The sequence below is a fragment of the Serratia sp. NA_13 genome, from assembly GCF_052691735.1.
This window is the reverse complement of the sequence record NZ_JBQZFV010000025.1, coordinates 1-18657: the sequence shown is the minus strand read 5'-3', so window position 1 is coordinate 18657 and position 18657 is coordinate 1. Positions and strand designations below refer to the sequence as shown.

Here is an 18657-nt window from a genome sequence, read left to right as displayed (position 1 = left end):
TTGTCAGCGTGCGCCCAACAGGTTTAACTCCGACAGGAGCCAATCCGTGAAAGACTTATTAAAGTTTCTGAAAGCGCAAACCAAGACCGAAGAGTTTGACGCGATCAAGATTGCTCTGGCATCGCCAGACATGATCCGTTCGTGGTCGTTCGGCGAAGTCAAGAAGCCGGAAACCATTAACTACCGTACGTTCAAACCAGAACGTGACGGCCTTTTCTGCGCCCGTATCTTTGGGCCGGTAAAAGACTATGAGTGCCTGTGTGGTAAGTACAAGCGCTTAAAACACCGCGGCGTGATTTGTGAGAAGTGCGGCGTTGAAGTGACCCAGACCAAAGTACGCCGTGAGCGTATGGGGCACATCGAGCTGGCTTCACCAACTGCGCACATCTGGTTCCTGAAATCGCTGCCTTCGCGCATCGGTTTACTGCTGGATATGCCGCTGCGTGACATCGAACGTGTACTGTACTTCGAATCCTATGTGGTTATCGAAGGCGGTATGACCAACCTCGAGCGTCGTCAGATCCTGACTGAAGAGCAGTATCTGGATGCGCTGGAAGAGTTCGGTGATGAATTCGACGCCAAGATGGGTGCGGAAGCTATTCAGGCCCTGTTGAAAAACATGGATCTGGAGCAAGAGTGTGAAACTCTGCGCGAAGAGCTGAACGAAACCAACTCCGAAACCAAGCGTAAGAAGCTGACCAAGCGTATCAAGCTGCTGGAAGCGTTCGTACAGTCTGGCAACAAGCCAGAGTGGATGATCCTGACCGTGCTGCCGGTACTGCCGCCGGATCTGCGTCCGCTGGTGCCGTTGGATGGGGGGCGTTTCGCGACTTCAGATCTGAACGATCTGTATCGCCGCGTGATCAACCGTAACAACCGTCTGAAACGCCTGCTGGATCTGGCTGCGCCTGACATCATCGTGCGCAACGAAAAGCGTATGCTGCAAGAAGCGGTAGATGCCCTGCTGGATAACGGTCGTCGCGGTCGTGCAATCACCGGTTCCAACAAGCGTCCTCTGAAATCTTTGGCCGATATGATCAAAGGTAAGCAGGGTCGTTTCCGTCAGAACCTGTTGGGTAAACGTGTTGACTACTCTGGTCGTTCTGTAATCACCGTAGGTCCGTACCTGCGTCTGCATCAGTGCGGTCTGCCTAAGAAAATGGCACTGGAGCTGTTCAAACCGTTCATCTACGGCAAGCTGGAGCTGCGTGGCTTGGCCACCACCATCAAAGCCGCCAAGAAAATGGTTGAGCGCGAAGAAGCTGTCGTTTGGGATATCCTGGACGAAGTTATCCGCGAACACCCGGTACTGCTGAACCGTGCACCAACCCTGCACCGTTTGGGTATCCAGGCGTTTGAACCGGTTCTGATCGAAGGTAAGGCTATCCAGCTGCACCCGTTGGTTTGTGCGGCATACAACGCCGACTTCGATGGTGACCAGATGGCAGTACACGTTCCACTGACGCTTGAAGCTCAGCTGGAAGCGCGTGCGCTGATGATGTCTACCAACAACATCCTGTCACCAGCGAACGGCGAGCCAATCATCGTTCCTTCTCAGGACGTTGTATTGGGTCTGTATTACATGACCCGTGACTGTGTTAACGCCAAAGGCGAAGGCATGGTGTTGAGTGGCCCGAAAGAAGCGGAGCGTATTTACCGCGCCGGTCTGGCTTCTCTGCATGCGCGTGTCAAAGTGCGTATCACCGAAGAGATCAAAAACACCGAAGGCGAGTCTGTACACCAGACTTCGATCGTCGACACTACCATTGGTCGCGCCATCCTGTGGATGATCGTACCGAAAGGTCTGCCGTATGCGATCGTTAACCAGCCTTTGGGCAAGAAAGCTATCTCCAAGATGCTGAACACCTGTTACCGCATCCTGGGCCTGAAGCCGACCGTTATCTTTGCTGACCAGATCATGTACACCGGTTTTGCTTACGCAGCCCGTTCAGGCGCGTCAGTAGGTATCGATGACATGGTAATCCCTGCCAAGAAAGCAGAGATCATCGAAGAAGCAGAAACCGAAGTTGCCGAAATCCAGGAGCAGTTCCAGTCTGGTTTGGTTACCGCCGGCGAACGCTACAACAAAGTGATCGATATCTGGGCCGCAGCGAACGAACGTGTTGCCAAGGCAATGATGGAAAACTTGTCTGTTGAAGACGTCGTCAACCGTGACGGTGTTGTTGAACAGCAGGTTTCCTTCAACAGTATCTTTATGATGGCCGACTCCGGTGCGCGTGGTTCTGCAGCACAGATTCGTCAGCTGGCCGGTATGCGTGGCCTGATGGCCAAGCCGGATGGTTCCATCATTGAAACGCCAATCACTGCGAACTTCCGTGAAGGTCTGAACGTACTCCAGTACTTCATCTCCACGCACGGTGCTCGTAAAGGTCTGGCGGATACCGCACTGAAAACGGCTAACTCCGGTTATCTGACCCGTCGTCTGGTTGACGTAGCGCAGGATCTGGTGGTTACCGAGGACGACTGTGGTACTCACAACGGCATCATGATGACTCCGGTTATCGAAGGTGGTGACGTTAAAGAGCCACTGCGCGAACGTGTTCTGGGTCGTGTGACAGCAGAAGATATCATCAAGCCGGGTACGGCTGATATCCTGGTGCCACGTAACACCCTGCTGCACGAGAAGACTTGTGACCTGTTGGAAGAGAACTCTGTCGACAGCGTTAAAGTCCGTTCCGTCGTTAGTTGTGAAACCGACTTTGGTGTGTGTGCAAACTGCTATGGCCGCGACCTGGCACGTGGTCACATCATCAACAAAGGCGAAGCTATCGGCGTAATCGCGGCACAGTCAATCGGTGAGCCGGGTACACAGCTGACGATGCGTACGTTCCACATCGGTGGTGCGGCATCTCGTGCGGCTGCTGAATCCAGCATCCAGGTGAAAAACAAGGGTACTCTGAAGCTGAGCAATGTGAAGTTCGTAATGAACGCAACAGGCAAGCTGGTGATTACCTCTCGTAACACCGAACTGAAGCTGATCGACGAATTCGGCCGTACTAAAGAACGCTACAAAGTGCCTTACGGTTCCGTGATGGGCAAAGGCGACGGTATGGAAGTTAACGGCGGCGAAACCGTGGCTAACTGGGATCCGCACACCATGCCAGTTATCACCGAAGTGAGTGGTTTCATCCGCTTCGCTGATATGGTTGACGGCCAGACCATTACCCGCCAGACCGACGAACTGACCGGTTTGTCTTCTCTGGTAGTACTGGATAGCGCAGAGCGTACCGGTAGCGGTAAAGACCTGCGTCCGGCACTGAAAATCGTTGATGCCAAAGGCGACGACGTCTTGATCCCAGGTACTGATATGCCTGCTCAATACTTCCTGCCAGGTAAAGCGATTGTACAGCTGGAAGACGGCATTCAGATCGGTGCGGGTGATACCCTGGCGCGTATTCCTCAGGAATCCGGCGGTACCAAGGATATTACCGGTGGTCTGCCACGCGTTGCGGATCTGTTCGAAGCACGTCGTCCGAAAGAGCCGGCAATCCTGGCTGAAATCAGCGGGATTATCTCGTTTGGTAAAGAGACCAAAGGCAAACGTCGCCTGGTAATCTCCCCACTGGACGGCAGCGATGCGTACGAAGAGATGATTCCAAAATGGCGTCAGCTCAACGTGTTCGAAGGTGAAGTTGTGGAACGTGGTGACGTCGTTTCTGACGGCCCAGAATCTCCACACGACATTCTGCGTCTGCGTGGTGTGCATGCGGTTACTCGCTACATCACCAACGAAGTGCAGGAAGTTTACCGTCTGCAAGGTGTTAAGATTAACGATAAACACATTGAAGTTATCGTTCGTCAGATGCTGCGTAAAGGCACCATCGTTAGCGCTGGTGGCACCGAGTTCCTGGAAGGCGAGCAGGCCGAAGTGTCTCGCGTTAAGATTGCCAACCGTCAGCTTGCTGCTGAAGGTAAGATCGAGGCAACCTTCTCACGCGATCTGCTGGGTATCACCAAGGCTTCCTTGGCGACCGAGTCCTTCATCTCTGCAGCATCGTTCCAGGAAACGACGCGCGTTCTGACCGAAGCGGCTGTTGCCGGTAAGCGTGATGAACTGCGCGGTCTGAAAGAGAACGTCATCGTGGGCCGTCTGATCCCAGCTGGTACCGGTTACGCTTATCATCAGGACCGCATGCGCCGTAAAGCACAGGGTGAAACGCCAGTTGTTCCGCAGGTGAGCGCGGAAGAAGCAACGGCTAACCTGGCTGAATTGCTCAATGCTGGCAACCTGGGTGGCGGCAACAACGATTAATCGTTGAATGCGCCTTGGGGTCTGGCATTGCCAGGCCCTGACCAGATAAACCGCTCCTTCGGGGGCGGTTTTTTTTTGCATGTGAACCGGCTGGGTGAGGAGCTACAGGTTCTGAGGTCCCGGAGTCACGCGGGAGGGTAATCCGACGTGATCCGGGAGAGGGTAAGGCGAAACCGCCTGGAAGGTGACGGTTCCGGCTGGCACCGGTTTTGGCAGCCAGCATCGCCACTATAGCGGGGCTGATTTGCCCCGCCAGCGATGTCGATAGCTTCTGCGCAACGCTTCCCTCGTTTTTTCAACGGCGTTGCAAGGTTTGCAGATTACTGCGGGCTGCGCCCCAGGTAGCCGTCCCAGTCTTTCCAGACCGGCTGTAAACCAGCGTTGCTGATGGCTTGCGCCACCTGTTGCGGGGTACGGCCATCGTGCGGTTCAAACTGTTCCAGCTCCGGTGGCACATCGTCGGCATATCCGCCAGGTTGGGTTTTGGATCCGGCACTGACGCTGTTGATCGCCACCGGGATCATATGATCGCGGAAGAAAGGCGACTCACGTGTCGACAAAGACAGCTCTACGTCGGGGGCGAACAACCGGAAGGCACAGATTAGCTGCACCAATTGTGCTTCACTCATGATCGACGCCGGTTCGATACCTCCAGCACAAGGGCGCAGGCGCGGGAATGAGAGCGAGTAGCGGCTCTGCCAGTAAGTCTGCTGCAGGTAGAACAGGTGTTCTGCCAACATATAGCAGTCGGTACGCCAGCTGTTGGAAAGCCCGATTAGGGCACCAAGGCCGATCTTGTCGATCCCGGCGCGGCCCAGGCGATCCGGTGTGGCCAGCCGCCAGTGAAAGTCCTGTTTCTGGCCGCGCAGATGATGCTGCTGGTAGGTCGCTGGGTGATAGGTTTCCTGATACACCAGCACGCCATCCAATCCCAGCGCTTTCAACTCGGCGTACTCTTGCTGCTCCAGCGGTTGTACCTCCATCATCAGCGAACTGAAATGGCGGCGGATCGCGGGAATATGCTGGCGGAAATAGCCCATACCAACCTTGGTCTGGTGTTCACCGGTGACCAACAGCAAATGCTCAAAACCCAGCGCCTTAATCGCCAGACACTCGCGTTCGATCTCGACAGCATCCAGGGTTTTACGCTTGATGCGATTGCTCATCGAAAAGCCGCAGTAGGTGCAGTCGTTGGCGCACAGGTTGGACAGGTACAGCGGCACGTAGAAGCTGACCACATTGCCAAAACGTTGACGCGTCATCTGCTGTGCACGCTGTGCCAGTGGCTCCAGGTAGGATGCGGCGGCGGGGGAGATCAGCGCCATAAACTCTTCACGCGTCAGTTTTTCCGCATTCAGCGCATGCTCGACATCACGCGCCGTTTTACTGTTAATACGCAGCGAGATATCGTCCCAATCCAACTGTTGCCAGCGGCTACTGAAATCATCAGTCATCACATTGCCTCCCCTGTCTGGCGGAGAAAAGCGGTCAACGGGCTGGAGGCTACCGCATTACGCTGACTGCTCCCCAATCCCGCCTGACGTGCCAGCTCGCCAGCCTCCAGTGCCAGGCGAAAAGCCCGTGCCATCTGCACCGGGTCGCGTGCTACTGCGATGGCGGTATTCACCAACACGGCATCGGCACCCAGTTCCATGGCTTCCAGCGCATGGCTGGGCGCCCCGATGCCGGCGTCGACCACCACCGGCACTTTGGCCTGTTCGATAATGATCTCCAGGAAGTCGCGTGTGCGCAGCCCACGGTTGGAGCCAATAGGTGCGCCCAGCGGCATCACCGCGGCACAGCCTGTTTCCTCCAGCCGTTTACACAACACCGGATCGGCACCGCAATAAGGCAGCACCACAAAACCTTCCTTCACCAATATTTCCGCCGCCTTCAGGGTTTCGATCGGGTCCGGCAGCAGGTATTTCACATCGGGATGGATTTCCAGTTTCACCCAGTGGGTGCCAAGCGCCTCGCGAGCCAACCGGGCGGCGAACACCGCTTCTGCAGCGGTCTTGGCACCGGAAGTATTCGGCAACAGGCGTACGCCCAGTTGTTGCAGCGGCGCCAGAATAGCGTCATTACCGCCACGCAGGTCAACACGCTTCATTGCCATGGTGACTAACTGCGAGCCGGAGACCTGTAATGCCTCCAGCATCAGCGCTGGGGTAGCGAATTTACCGGTGCCGGTAAATAGGCGTGAAGTAAAAGTGATATCGGCGATTTGTAGCATGTCAGCCTCCGGCGATCGCTTGAAACAGCAGGATGTCATCGCCGTCTTGCACCAGGTGGTTAGCCCAGTCGGCGCGCGGGATGATGATTTGGTTGATAGCCAGCGCGGTGCCCGGCTGATGGCGTTCCAGTTGCTGGAGCAGGGCGCTGATGCTGATGGGCTGCGCCAGTTCCAGCGGCTGGTCATTAAGCCGAATTTTCATGCTGCGCCTCCGCATACCGGGCAGGTGCTGGCCTGACTGAGTTGCAAGGTGCTCCAGCTTTGTCGTTTACCATCGAACAACCGCAGCTTGCCGCTGAGTGATGAAGGCATTCCCGCCAGCATTTTTATCGCCTCCAGCGCTTGCAGGGTGCCAATGACGCCGACTACGGGGCCGAGTACTCCAGCGGTACGGCAGTTGCGCTGGGGTTCAGTTTGCTCCGGATACAGGCAGGCATAGCAGCCGTGGGTATAGGGCGGTTCTATCACCAGCAGCTGACCGCTGAAACCCACAGCGCTGCCGCTGATCAGCGGTTTCCCAGCCTGAATGCAGGCGGCGTTCACCGCATGGCGGGTTTCCATGTTATCGCTACAGTCCAAAATTAAATCGGCGCGTTGTACGGCGCGCTGTAACACTTCCCCCTGCAGACGCTGTTCCAGCGCAATGGATTCGACCATTGGGTTCAGCGCCTGTAGCTGGTGCTTTGCCAGAGCGGCTTTGCTTTGGGAAACGTCACTGCTGCGATAGAGGATCTGACGCTGCAAATTGGTGACGTGAAGACTATCGTCATCGGCCAGCAGCAGGGTGCCGACACCAGCGGCGGCCAGATAAAGCGAGGCGGGGGAGCCTAAACCCCCCAGCCCGACGATCAGCGCCGTTGACTGTTTTAGCTTCTCCTGGCCTTCGGGGCCCATGTCTTCCAGCAGCAACTGGCGGCTGTAGCGCAGGAATTCTTGATCGTTCAGCATGGCATCACTCCTTGCCTTCAATCAGTTGCAGCAGTTGTGCGGTCGCTGTGCGCCAGTCCGACGCCTGGGTAATGGCGCTGACCACGGCGACGCTACCGACGCCACAATCCAACACTGCCGCCACGCGATCGATACTGATCCCGCCGATCGCCACTGTTGGATAGTCACTCAACCCGGCGACATGGCGCTTTAGCTCCACCAGACCCTGTGGGGCAGAAGGCATATCTTTGGTTTGCGTCGGAAAAATATGCCCCAGCGCGATATAGGAAGGTTTCACCGCAATGGCGCGGGCCAGTTCGCTATCGTCATGAGTAGAAACCCCTAAACGCAGCCCGGCACGGTGAATGGCGGCCAGATCGGTAGTGTCCAAATCCTCCTGGCCGAGATGTACGCCATAGGCACCGTGTTTAATCGCCAATCGCCAGTAGTCATTAATAAACAGCCGAGCGTGGTAGCGCTTGCCGAGAGCAATGGCGGCGGCAATGTCGTCCTCGACCTGTTCATCCGGCAGATCCTTGATGCGCAGCTGGATCGTGGTCACGCCCGCCTCCAGCAAACGGGCAATCCATTCAACGCTGTCGACCACCGGGTATAACCCCAACTTGTGAGGGGTGGCGGGGAAGGGAGTGGTGATATCAGTCATTGCTCAGTACCTCTTGCAGGTTGCCGGCACTGTGGTACAGCTCGCTGCCGCGTGAGCGGAACTCGGCTGACATCTTTTCCATGCCGGTTAGCTGCACTTCTATCGGTTTGGCCACTTCCTGCGCGGCGGCATAGTCGCGAACTTCCTGAGAGATTTTCATCGAGCAGAATTTTGGCCCGCACATAGAGCAGAAGTGGGCGATTTTGCCGGACTCTTGCGGCAGGGTTTCGTCGTGATAAGCGCGAGCGGTGGCGGGATCGAGCGCCAGGTTGAACTGGTCTTCCCAGCGGAATTCGAAGCGAGCCTTGGACATGGCGTTATCGCGGATCTGTGCGCCAGGGTGTCCCTTGGCCAGATCGGCGGCGTGGGCGGCAATTTTGTAGGTGATCAGCCCCTGTTTGACGTCCTCTTTGTTCGGCAACCCAAGGTGTTCCTTCGGCGTGACGTAACACAGCATGGCGCAGCCGAACCAGCCGATCATCGCGGCCCCTATGCCGGAGGTGAAGTGGTCATAACCAGGTGCGATATCGGTAGTCAGCGGGCCCAAGGTGTAGAACGGCGCTTCGTGGCAGTGTTCCAACTCTTCGGTCATGTTGCGGCGGATCATCTGCATCGGCACGTGGCCAGGGCCCTCGATCATCACCTGCACGTCATACTCCCAGGCTATTTTTGTCAGTTCGCCCAGCGTGTGCAGCTCGGCGAACTGCGCTTCGTCGTTGGCGTCCTGAATCGAGCCGGGGCGCAGGCCGTCACCCAGCGACAGCGATACGTCATAGGCGGCGCAGATTTCACAAATTTCGCGGAAGTGCTGGTACAGGAAGTTTTCCTGATGATGCGACAGGCACCATTTGGCCATGATCGAACCGCCGCGGGAGACGATGCCAGTCAGGCGTTTGGCGGTCATCGGCACGTAACGCAGCAGCACACCGGCGTGAATGGTGAAGTAGTCAACCCCTTGCTCCGCCTGCTCCAGCAGCGTATCGCGGAACATTTCCCAGGTGAGGTTTTCCGCCACGCCGTTGACCTTTTCCAGCGCCTGATAAATAGGCACCGTGCCAATCGGCACCGGGCTGTTGCGCAGGATCCATTCGCGGGTTTCGTGGATATAGCGACCGGTGGAAAGATCCATCACGGTATCTGCGCCCCAGCGGGTGGACCACACCAGTTTCTCGACTTCTTCCTCGATCGAAGAAGTCACCGCCGAGTTGCCGATGTTGGCATTAACCTTCACCAGGAAGTTGCGGCCGATAATCATCGGTTCGGATTCCGGGTGGTTGATATTAGCGGGGATGATGGCGCGCCCGGCGGCGACTTCCTGGCGGACGAATTCCGGCGTGATGTTCTCCGGCAGGTTGGCCCCCCAGCTTTGGCCAGGATGCTGGTGGCGTAATACCTCGCCACGGATGCGTTCGCGGCCCATATTTTCGCGGATGGCGATAAATTCCATTTCCGGAGTGACGGTGCCGGCACGCGCGTAGTGTAACTGGGTTACGCATTTACCCGGTTGTGCCTTGCGTGGCAACGGCAGATGTTCAAAGCGCAGGTGATCCAGACCTTCATCGGCCAGGCGCTGCTGGGTGAAACCTGAACTGACACCCTTGAGGACCTCGGTATCGCCACGTTCTTTGATCCAGCCGGCGCGTAGCTTGGCCAGGCCGGTATGCACATTGAGTTCGGATTGAGGGTCACCGTAAGGGCCGGCAGTGTCGTACACCGGAATGGCTTCGTTTGGCTCGTACTTTGGGTTGTCCTTATCGCCACCGATCAGCGTCGGGCTGAGCTGAATTTCACGCATTGGCACCTGCAGGTCACTTCGTGAACCCTGCAGATAGATACGGCGTGAGTTGGGGAAGGAAACGCCTTGCAGGGTGTTGATAAACTGCTGGGCTTCTTCGCGTTGCTCTTTACGAGCGCGGGGTTTTTTAACGCTAGACATAGCAAATTCCTACCAGTGTGATGAGTTGGGAAAATTGCTTGTCTGGAGCTCGGAGGGAGTAATGATGCTGGCCAGCAAGGCGGGAGTATCCCAAATCGGGGTCACCTGCCTGTGGCGATAGATTACTCTTGTTCCCTTCGCGGGTATTAACCCGATCAGGTTCCGCGGATCCCGAATTAACGGTCTCAGCCTGGCCAATTTGATGAACAAATCAGGCGCTAGGCACTCCGACAAGATGCCCTCCAGTATAGGAGGGATAATAAAAAAGACTACAAAATTTTAACGGGCCGGATCCAGCGTCTTGTCCGGTTCAGCCTGCTGCCAGGTTTCAGCCGCCAGTTGGATCAGCCTGTCTTCAAGGGTAAAACGAGCCGCCAGCGTTTCACCGATGTCGGACAACGCCTGATGTAATTCCAGACACAAGTCCTGATCGATATCCGCATCGGTATAGCGATCGTGGAAAGCCATAATCTGCTCGGTATTGGTCCACAGCTTGGGATAGATGTTGACCGCCAGAGACATTTTCGGACTGGATGCGCCTTCCACTTGTTTGATTATTCTGTCATAGATATGAAAATGGCCGGCGGAGAGGTAATCCACCAGATTATGGCAAAAGTTCTCCAGCGCTTTTTCATTCAGCGGCGTATGCTTTTCTTTGTTAGGTTTAATGCCCACCAGGGCACAATAGGCGACCAGCAACTGCTTGCGTGCCTGAAGCCATTGATCTACTAATTCATTACTACCACCAACGCGCTGAGTCAGGCTTTCCAAACGGTTGAGCATGTTTGACTCCGTAAGTAATAAAACGTAACAGTAAGTTATTAAAATGTAACAAGGCCGGTTTGTAGAGTGCCAGTGAAGCTGAGGTTGTGCAACAACGATATGGAACTTGCATTAACGGGTAATGAAAATGGCTGGTGGATCGTCAGCCATGAAAGCAAACTTTGGTTACCGAACGGTGAATTACCGTGCGGTTTGGCCGCGTCATTTTCCCTGCAGGGAAGAATGGCCCGTAGTATTGGTGAATGGGAAGGGTTGCCGGTCTGGCTGGTGCGCCATGTAATGCCACAGGAGATGGGATCGGTACGCCAACTGTTAGAACTCGATCGCGGGCTGTTCCAGCTTGCCGGACGGGGCGTACAATTGGCCGAGTTTTACCGTTCCCATCGCTATTGCGGTTACTGCGGCCATGAAATGCATCTCAGCCGCACCGAAAGTGCCTGCCTGTGCGGCAACTGCCGGGAGCGCTACTACCCGCAAATCGCCCCCTGCGTGATCGTTGCCATTCGACGGGACGATGAGATCCTGCTGGCGCAACATGTGCGCCATCGCGGCGGTATTCATACCGTACTGGCCGGCTTTGTCGAGGTTGGCGAAACGTTGGAGCAGGCGGCCGCACGTGAGGTAATGGAGGAAAGTAATATTGAAATCAAAAACCTGCGTTATGTCACCTCACAGCCCTGGCCGTTCCCGCACTCGTTGATGATGGCCTTTATGGCCGATTACCACCGCGGCGAGATCCGCCACGATCCGAAAGAGCTGCTTAACGCCGGTTGGTACCGCTACGATCGGTTGCCGCTATTACCGCCGCCCGGCACGGTAGCGCGTCGCCTGATAGAGGACACCGTAGCCTTATGCCGTGAGCAATAAATCGCTACAATACCGGCAGATGAATAAGGGAGCCCCATAATGAATGAGTTGAAGAACGATCGTTACCTGCGCGCACTACTGCGTCAGCCGGTGGATGTGACCCCTGTATGGATGATGCGTCAGGCCGGTCGTTATTTGCCGGAGTACAAGGCTACCCGCGCCGAGGCCGGTGATTTTATGTCGCTGTGCAAGAATGCGGAGCTGGCTTGTGAAGTCACGCTGCAGCCGCTGCGTCGTTTCCCGCTGGACGCAGCGATCCTGTTCTCCGATATCCTCACCATTCCCGATGCCATGGGGCTGGGCCTGTATTTCGAAGCCGGTGAAGGCCCGCGTTTCTCCTCGCCTATCACCAGCCGTGCCGATGTCGACAAGCTGCCGGCGTTCGACCCAGAAGTGGAACTGGGTTATGTGATGAACGCAGTGCGTACCATCCGTCGTGAGCTGAAAGGCGAAGTACCGTTGATCGGTTTCTCCGGCAGTCCATGGACGCTGGCGACCTATATGGTGGAAGGCGGTAGCAGTAAAGCCTTCACCAAACTGAAAAAAATGATGTACGCCGAACCGGCTACGTTGCACCTGCTGCTGGATAAACTGGCAGACAGCGTCATCTTGTATCTTAACGCCCAGATTAAAGCCGGTGCGCAGTCGGTGATGGTGTTCGATACCTGGGGTGGCGTGCTGACCGGTCGTGACTACCGCGAGTTCTCGCTGCATTACATGCACAAGATTGTTGACGGCCTGCTGCGTGAAAACGACGGCCGTCGTGTGCCGGTCACGCTGTTCACCAAAGGTGGCGGCCAGTGGCTTGAGGCGATGGCGGCCACCGGTTGTGACGCGCTCGGCCTCGACTGGACGACCGATATCGCTGATGCACGCCGCCGCGTAGGGGACAAAGTCGCACTGCAGGGCAACATGGACCCTTCCATGCTGTATGCGTCACCTGAGCGGATTGGTCAGGAAGTGGAAACCATTCTGGCCGGTTTTGGCCACGGCGAAGGACACGTATTCAACCTGGGCCACGGCATTCACCTGGACGTACCGCCGGAAAACGCCGGTGCCTTTGTTGAGGCGGTCCACGCGCAGTCGGGGAAATACCATCGTTAAGGATTGGATGTGATAGAGACTCAAGCCCTGCGTGCAGAACAACGGCTGCGCGCCTCCGAAGTCATTCGCCAGGATGATTTTTTGGTCGCTCCACCGGCCTTTATCGCTGGTGCCGATGTGGGCTTTGAGCAGGAAGGCGCGGTGACTCGAGCTGCCATCGCCATCCTGCGCTATCCGTCGCTGGAACTGGTGGAGTACCAGGTGGCACGGGTTGCCACCACCATGCCCTATATCCCCGGTTTTTTATCGTTCCGCGAATATCCAGCGTTGCTCGCAGCCTGGGAGCAATTGCATCAAAAGCCTGACCTGGTGCTGGTTGACGGTCATGGCATTTCGCATCCGCGCCGTCTGGGCGTAGCCAGCCATTTTGGCCTGCTGGTTAACGTGCCGACCATCGGCGTAGCCAAAAAGCGCCTGTGCGGTAAGTTCGCCCCGCTGGATGAGGCTGTAGGCGCTTTGGCCCCGCTGGAGGACAAAGGCGAGCAGCTTGGTTGGGTATGGCGCAGTAAGGCGCGCTGTAATCCGCTGTTTATCTCCACCGGTCACCGCGTCGGTGCCGACAGTGCACTGGCGTGGGTTCAACGTTGCATGGCGGGCTACCGTTTGCCGGAACCTACACGCTGGGCCGACGCCATCGCCTCACGCCGCCCGGCCTTCCAGCGCTGGCTGCAGCAGCATCCAGAGGTGTCGCAATGACCGATTTCGGGTACACTGCGGCGCAGATAACGCGTAAGAGAGTGAATAATGCTACGTAACCCGATTCATTTACGTCTGGAAAAGCTTGAAAGCTGGCAACATTTGACCTTTATGGCTAGTTTGTGCGAGCGTATGTATCCGAATTACCAGATGTTCTGCCTGCAAACCGAGTTCGGCGAACCGGCAATTTACCGCCGCATTCTGGATTTGGTGTGGGAAACTCTGGTGGTCAAGGACGCCAAGGTCAACTTTGACAGCCAACTGGAGAAGTTGGAAGAGGCGATACCCGCGGCAGAAGATTACGATCTTTACGGCGTTTACCCGGCGATTGACGCCTGTATCGCATTAGGGGAACTGATCCATTCGCGACTCAGCGGGGAGACGCTAGAGCACGCCATCGCCATCAGCGAAACGTCAATTCGCACCGTGGCGATGTTGGAAATGACTCAGGCCGGTAAAGAAATGACCGACGATGAGCTCAAGGTTTTGCCTGCGGTAGAGGAAGAATGGGACATCCAATGGGAAATTTTCCGCCTGTTGGCTGACTGCGAAGAACGCGATTTGGAACTGATCAAAGGGTTGCGTTCTGACCTCCGCGAGGCTGCGGTTAGTAATATCGGGATAAAATTAACGCAATAAGGCAAGAAAACGTGATTTAACGCCTGATTTGTCATGCCTTAAGGCTTCACATCCGCACCCTGTCTGGTCTACATTTGGGGGGCGGAAAAAAAGTGGCTATCGGTGCGTGTATGCAGGGAGTGCTGTACATCGGCATATCCGTCGCACTCGATGCTTTGCAAACGATAAACACACTGTAAGGATAACTTATGAACAAGACTCAACTGATTGATGTAATCGCGGACAAGGCTGACCTTTCCAAAGCACAAGCTAAACTGGCTCTGGAATCCACCCTGGCTGCTATTACTGAGTCTCTGAAAGAAGGTGATGCAGTACAATTGGTTGGTTTCGGTACTTTCAAGGTAAACCACCGCAACGAGCGCACTGGTCGCAACCCGCAGACTGGTAAAGAAATCAAAATCGCAGCTGCTAACGTGCCTGCGTTCGTTTCTGGCAAAGCACTGAAAGACGCAGTTAAGTAATACTGTGTGTTGGTGAAAAGATTAAACTGGGGGGCAATTGTGCCCCTTTTGTTTATCCGACAGGCGCTTATGGTCATCGGCATTGCCGCTGGCCTGAGCGCCTGCAGCAGTCATTCAGATCTTCCTTCCTTTAGTGCCAGCGGTTATGTGGCCGACCAGGGCGTGATGCGCCTGTGGCGTAAAGATGACGATCGGCACCGTCCACTGGTGTTGATGAGCGTCTATAGCCCCTATCGTGGTCCGGGCACCGTTACCACACTGTACGAATATCAAGACGGTAAGCTGCGCCAAATCAAACGCACTGACGCCGATGGCGATCAAGACTCCATTCAATTACGCTTTGCCGATGACGGTGGAGTAAGCTTTATGCAGCGCCAACTGGCCACGCGGCGTGAACAACTGACCAGCGATGAAATCGCGCTGTATCGATATCAGGCACGACGGGTGCTGGAACTGAGCAATGCGCTGCGCGTCGGTAAGGTGAAGTTGTTGCAGGGGCGTTGGCAGCAGGGAGTAGTGCAAACCTGTGATGGCCAAACCTTGAAGCCGGAGCTGGATAGCAGTGCCAAAGTCTGGATCGCGCGACGTGCCCGTAATAGCAGTCAGCCGGTGAATATAGCCTGGTTGGATGCGCCGGAAGGGCGTGAACTGCTGCTGGTGGCGAACGATGATTTTTGCCGCTGGGAACCGAAAGAAGACCAGCTATAAAAAAGGCCCCGCATTGCGGAGCCCAAGAGCGTTGTAGTGTTCAGATCATTTGCCGCGTGCAATCGCCCGATAGCCAATGTCCTTGCGGCTGAAACTACCCGGCCACTGAATACCTTCCGCTAATTGATAGGCGCGTTGTTGCGCTTGAGCCACCGTCTCACCCAGTGCGGTTACGCATAACACGCGCCCCCCGCTGGTGACCACGTCATCGCCCTGCAGGCGGGTACCTGCATGGAACACCTTACCGTCGGCACTTTCCTGCTGTGGCAGACCCTGAATGACTTCACCGTTGTTGTAATCACCCGGATAGCCGCCGGCTGCCAACACTACGCCTAGCGCAGGACGTTCATCCCACTCGGACGTTTTCTCGTCCAGCTTGCCTTCTGCACCGGCCAGACACAGCTCGACCAGATCAGAACGCAGGCGCAGCATGATCGGTTGCGTCTCCGGATCGCCAAAGCGGCAGTTGAACTCAATCACCTTCGGCTGGCCGTCGGCGGAGATCATCAGCCCGGCGTAAAGGAAGCCGACGTAGGTATTGCCTTCCGCAGCCATGCCACGCACGGTAGGCCAGATGACCTGATCCATAGCGCGCTGGTGGATTTCATCAGTGACCACCGGCGCTGGGGAGTAGGCACCCATGCCACCGGTGTTCGGGCCGGTATCGCCGTCGCCGACACGTTTGTGATCCTGGCTGGTGGCCATCGGCACTACGTTCTCGCCGTCGACCATCACGATAAAGCTGGCTTCCTCACCTTCAAGGAACTCTTCTATCACGATACGGTGACCGGCATCGCCAAAGGCGTTACCGGCCAACATGTCCTGAACCGCGTCTTCGGCTTCTTGCAACGTCATGGCGACGATGACGCCTTTGCCGGCGGCCAGGCCGTCGGCCTTGATGACGATGGGCGCGCCTTTGCTACGCAGATAGGCCAGCGCGGGTTCAACCTCGGTAAAGTTCTGGTATTCGGCGCTCGGGATGTTATGACGTGCCAGAAAGTCTTTGGTAAAGGCTTTAGAGCCTTCCAATTGGGCCGCCGCCTGGGACGGACCGAAGATTTTCAGGCCGGCGGCCTGGAAGGCATCAACCACGCCAATCACCAGCGGCGCTTCCGGCCCGACGATGGTGAGACCGATATCATGGCTCTGGGCAAAGGCAACCAGCGCCGGAATATCGGTAGCAGAGATCGCGACGTTCTCGAGATTGCTTTCCAATGCGGTACCGGCATTGCCTGGTGCGACATAGACTTTATCTGCCAACGGTGACTGAGCGGCTTTCCAGGCCAGAGCGTGTTCACGCCCGCCGTTGCCGATAATTAAAATATTCATCAGGTGCTCCACGCAGAGCGTGCGCTGTAGCGCACGCGGCAAAAAGAAGGATTAATGACGGAAGTGGCGCATGTCGGTGAAGATCATCGCGATGCCGTGTTCATTGGCGGCGGCAATGACTTCGTCATCACGGATCGAACCGCCTGGCTGGATCACGCAGCTGATGCCCACCGCTGCGGCGGCATCGATGCCATCACGGAACGGGAAGAAAGCGTCAGACGCCATGGCGGAGCCTTTGACTTCCAGGCCTTCGTCCGCGGCTTTGATCCCGGCGATCTTGGCGGAGTAAACGCGACTCATCTGGCCGGCGCCTATACCGATAGTCATGTTGTCGCGCGCATAGACGATAGCGTTGGACTTCACGAACTTGGCGACTTTCCAACAGAACAGCGCATCACGCAGTTCCTGCGCGGTAGGCTGACGTTCAGACACCACGCGCAGATCGCCTTCGCTCACCATGCCCAGATCGCGATCTTGCACCAGCAGGCCGCCGTTGACACGTTTGAAGTCGAGGGCGGCAATACGTTGCTGCCATTGGCCGCAGGCCAGTACACGCACGTTCTGTTTGGCTGCCAGCAGGGAGCGAGCTTCCTGACTGATGCTCGGCGCGATAATGACTTCCACAAACTGACGGCTGATGATGGCCTGTGCGGTAGCGGCGTCCAGTTCGCGGTTGAAGGCGATGATGCCGCCGAAAGCCGAGGTCGGGTCGGTTTGATAGGCGCGTTCATAGGCTGCCAGAATGTCATCGCCGATCGCCACACCGCATGGGTTGGCGTGCTTGACGATCACGCAGGCCGGCTCGGCGAATTCCTTCACACATTCCAGTGCGGCGTCGGTATCGGCGATGTTGTTGTAGGACAGCGCCTTACCTTGCAGTTGTTCTGCGGTGGCGACAGAGGCTTCCTGAACGTTCTCTTCTATATAGAAGGCCGCTTGCTGGTGGCTGTTTTCACCGTAGCGCATATCCTGTTTCTTTATATAGTTGAGGTTCAGGGTGCGAGGGAAACGGCCGGCAGGTTGTTCGGTATCGCCATGGTAGGCAGGAACCAGTGCGCCGAAGTAGTTGGCGATCATGCTGTCATAAGCGGCGGTGTGTTCGAAGGCTTTGATGGCCAGATCGAAACGGGTGGTGTATTGCAGTGAACCGTCGTTGTTATCCATCTCGGTAATAATAGCGGTGTAGTCGCTGCTCTTTACCACGATGGCGACGTCTTTATGGTTCTTGGCCGCGGAGCGCACCATGGTTGGGCCGCCGATGTCGATATTCTCGACGGCGTCCTCCAGTGAGCAGTTCGGTCGCGCCACGGTCTGGGCGAACGGATAAAGGTTTACCACCACCATGTCGATCGGTTTGATGTCATGCTGACCCATGATGGCATCGTCCTGGCCGCGGCGGCCGAGAATACCGCCGTGTACTTTGGGGTGCAGGGTCTTTACTCGTCCGTCCATCATTTCCGGGAAGCCGGTATAGTCGGAAACTTCGGTAACAGGCAGGCCGGCATCTGCCAGCAGGTGGGCGGTGCCACCGGTGGAGAGCAGTTCAACGCCACGGCTTAACAGCGCTTCGGCGAATTCAACGATACCGGCTTTGTCAGAGACGCTGAGCAGGGCCCGGCGGATTGGACGAGGTTGTTGCATGGTTTTATCCCTTGGCTTTGGAGTCGCAATAAAAGAGCGTTACGTGAATTTCCACCTTCTACTCTTTATAAGGAAAGGTTTTTCTCTCTATAAAGGGGTAATCAGGCACAGATTCAGGTAACGCCCCCATTAAAAGGGGAGCGTTTCGTCGCGGGGAATTGTAGCGAAAACGTTTGCGTGGTGCTCGTAAAATTTCCGGGCAAATCACTTCTGTGGATAAGTTTGTTAACAACAGGGTATAAAGCGGGGTTTTGCTGTGGAATGCAGCAAACGATCGTTTTTGTCGAAAATACCTATTGCGACCTCCTGAGAACTCCCTATAATGCGCCTCCATCGACACGGAACATGTGAACAACTTCACAGAGTCTCCGGGGTTCGAAGAGAAAAAATCCTGAG

16 protein-coding genes and 1 riboswitch are annotated in these 18657 nt (G+C 56.2%); of the genes, 7 read left to right on the top strand and 9 right to left on the bottom strand.

The window, feature by feature from the left end; translation table 11 throughout:
• Positions 1 to 46: 46 nt before the first annotated feature.
• Positions 47 to 4273 carry a DNA-directed RNA polymerase subunit beta' gene (rpoC, locus tag ACUTSU_RS22000; protein ID WP_445652933.1) on the top strand — a complete coding sequence of 1409 codons (4227 nt, stop codon included), beginning with the start codon at positions 47 to 49 and terminating at the stop codon, positions 4271 to 4273.
• A 320-nt stretch (positions 4274 to 4593) separates the two neighbouring features.
• Here the strand turns inward: rpoC and thiH are convergent, their stop codons facing one another.
• The 7 genes from thiH to rsd all read right to left on the bottom strand — a co-directional run bounded on the left by thiH (position 4594) and on the right by rsd (position 10816).
• On the bottom strand, positions 4594 to 5727 hold the full coding sequence (thiH, locus tag ACUTSU_RS21995) for a 2-iminoacetate synthase ThiH (protein WP_445652934.1): 1134 nt from the start codon (positions 5725 to 5727) through the stop codon (positions 4594 to 4596).
• On the bottom strand, positions 5727 to 6506 hold the full coding sequence (locus ACUTSU_RS21990) for a thiazole synthase (RefSeq protein ID WP_445654729.1): 780 nt from the start codon (positions 6504 to 6506) through the stop codon (positions 5727 to 5729). The genes thiH and ACUTSU_RS21990 overlap by 1 nt, the downstream gene beginning before the upstream one ends.
• A 1-nt stretch (position 6507) precedes the next feature.
• Positions 6508 to 6708: a sulfur carrier protein ThiS gene (gene thiS / locus ACUTSU_RS21985; protein ID WP_445652936.1), complete on the bottom strand. Its 201-nt coding sequence runs from the start codon at positions 6706 to 6708 to the stop codon at positions 6508 to 6510.
• Positions 6705 to 7454: a HesA/MoeB/ThiF family protein gene (locus ACUTSU_RS21980; RefSeq protein WP_445654728.1), complete on the bottom strand. Its 750-nt coding sequence runs from the start codon at positions 7452 to 7454 to the stop codon at positions 6705 to 6707. The genes thiS and ACUTSU_RS21980 overlap by 4 nt, the downstream gene beginning before the upstream one ends.
• Positions 7455 to 7458: 4 nt before the next feature.
• The gene (thiE, locus tag ACUTSU_RS21975; RefSeq protein WP_445654727.1) at positions 7459 to 8097 is read right to left on the bottom strand and encodes a thiamine phosphate synthase; all 639 of its coding nucleotides are present in this window, start codon (positions 8095 to 8097) and stop codon (positions 7459 to 7461) included.
• Positions 8090 to 10033, bottom strand: a complete 1944-nt coding sequence (gene thiC / locus ACUTSU_RS21970) for a phosphomethylpyrimidine synthase ThiC (RefSeq protein ID WP_445654726.1) — start codon at positions 10031 to 10033, stop codon at positions 8090 to 8092. Before thiC ends, thiE begins: the two co-directional genes overlap by 8 nt.
• Before the next feature lie 115 nt (positions 10034 to 10148).
• Positions 10149 to 10273: riboswitch (TPP riboswitch) on the bottom strand.
• A 39-nt stretch (positions 10274 to 10312) separates the two neighbouring features.
• Positions 10313 to 10816, bottom strand: a complete 504-nt coding sequence (gene rsd, locus ACUTSU_RS21965; protein WP_445652940.1) for a sigma D regulator — start codon at positions 10814 to 10816, stop codon at positions 10313 to 10315.
• A 99-nt stretch (positions 10817 to 10915) separates the two neighbouring features.
• Here rsd and nudC point away from each other — a divergent pair, with 99 nt between their 5' ends.
• From nudC to ACUTSU_RS21935, 6 genes are all read left to right on the top strand, one after another.
• A complete protein-coding gene (gene nudC, locus ACUTSU_RS21960; protein ID WP_445652941.1) occupies positions 10916 to 11683 on the top strand; it encodes an NAD(+) diphosphatase in 768 nt (255 codons plus the stop codon).
• A gap of 39 nt (positions 11684 to 11722) precedes the next feature.
• Positions 11723 to 12787, top strand: coding sequence for a uroporphyrinogen decarboxylase (gene hemE, locus ACUTSU_RS21955; protein ID WP_085118488.1), 1065 nt, complete (start codon positions 11723 to 11725; stop codon positions 12785 to 12787).
• Between the two features lie 9 nt (positions 12788 to 12796).
• Positions 12797 to 13483, top strand: coding sequence for a deoxyribonuclease V (gene nfi, locus ACUTSU_RS21950; protein WP_445652942.1), 687 nt, complete (start codon positions 12797 to 12799; stop codon positions 13481 to 13483).
• 48 nt (positions 13484 to 13531) lie between these two features.
• Positions 13532 to 14122, top strand: coding sequence for a YjaG family protein (locus ACUTSU_RS21945; protein WP_012004756.1), 591 nt, complete (start codon positions 13532 to 13534; stop codon positions 14120 to 14122).
• A 188-nt stretch (positions 14123 to 14310) separates the two neighbouring features.
• Entirely contained in the window at positions 14311 to 14583 is a 273-nt protein-coding gene (hupA, locus tag ACUTSU_RS21940; RefSeq protein ID WP_012004757.1) for a nucleoid-associated protein HU-alpha, read from the top strand.
• Positions 14584 to 14652: 69 nt separating this feature from the next.
• On the top strand, positions 14653 to 15291 hold the full coding sequence (locus ACUTSU_RS21935; protein ID WP_445652943.1) for a DUF1481 domain-containing protein: 639 nt from the start codon (positions 14653 to 14655) through the stop codon (positions 15289 to 15291).
• A gap of 45 nt (positions 15292 to 15336) precedes the next feature.
• Here the strand turns inward: ACUTSU_RS21935 and purD are convergent, their stop codons facing one another.
• Both purD and purH read right to left on the bottom strand, forming a co-directional pair.
• The gene (purD, locus tag ACUTSU_RS21930; RefSeq protein ID WP_445652944.1) at positions 15337 to 16620 is read right to left on the bottom strand and encodes a phosphoribosylamine--glycine ligase; all 1284 of its coding nucleotides are present in this window, start codon (positions 16618 to 16620) and stop codon (positions 15337 to 15339) included.
• 51 nt (positions 16621 to 16671) lie between these two features.
• Positions 16672 to 18261, bottom strand: coding sequence for a bifunctional phosphoribosylaminoimidazolecarboxamide formyltransferase/IMP cyclohydrolase (purH, locus tag ACUTSU_RS21925; RefSeq protein WP_445652945.1), 1590 nt, complete (start codon positions 18259 to 18261; stop codon positions 16672 to 16674).
• Between the last annotated feature and the right edge of the window lie 396 nt (positions 18262 to 18657).